Source organism: Flavonifractor plautii ATCC 29863 (assembly GCF_000239295.1).
Taxonomy (GTDB): domain Bacteria; phylum Bacillota; class Clostridia; order Oscillospirales; family Oscillospiraceae; genus Flavonifractor; species Flavonifractor plautii.
Genome location: NZ_JH417815.1, coordinates 25,090 through 25,637, shown reverse-complemented (window position 1 = coordinate 25,637; position 548 = coordinate 25,090). Strand labels below are relative to the sequence as shown.

Below are 548 nucleotides of genomic sequence, written 5' to 3'. Positions count from 1 at the left end.
GGAGTGGTTGACCTTGCCGATCACCAGCATGACAAGCACCATAGAGACAATGGCGATGGGCAGGCAGATGAAGGGAACCTGGATAAACGCGGTGATGATATAGTTGACGAAGGCCACAACCGCGACGGTCACAGCGTAGGGCAGCTGAGTGGCCACGTGGTTCAGGTGGTAGCACTGAGCGCCAGAGGACGCCATGATCGTGGTGTCGGAGATGGGAGAGCAGTGGTCGCCCATAACCGCGCCGCCCAAAGTGGCAGCGATGGAGATCATCAGCAGGTTGTTGTTCAGGTCACCCACGGTCAGATCCACAGCAGGGGTACCGCCGGAGAACACCGGGATGACGATGGGCAGCAGGATGGAGAAGGTGCCCCAGGAGGTACCGGTGGCGAAACCCAGGAACGCGGCGATGATGAACACTACGGCGGGCAGCAGGGCATACAGGCTGCCGCTGAGGTTCTCCACGATGCCGGCCACGAACTCGGGGGCGCCGAGGCCCTTGGTCACGTCGCCGATAGTCCAGGCCAGGCACAGGATCAGGATGGCGGGCA

General features: G+C 61.9%; 1 protein-coding gene. It reads right to left on the bottom strand.

The window, feature by feature from the left end; all coding sequences use genetic code 11:
- A partial coding sequence (locus HMPREF0372_RS20760) for a Na+/H+ antiporter NhaC family protein (protein ID WP_007493390.1) occupies positions 1-548 on the bottom strand: 548 nt, incomplete at both ends.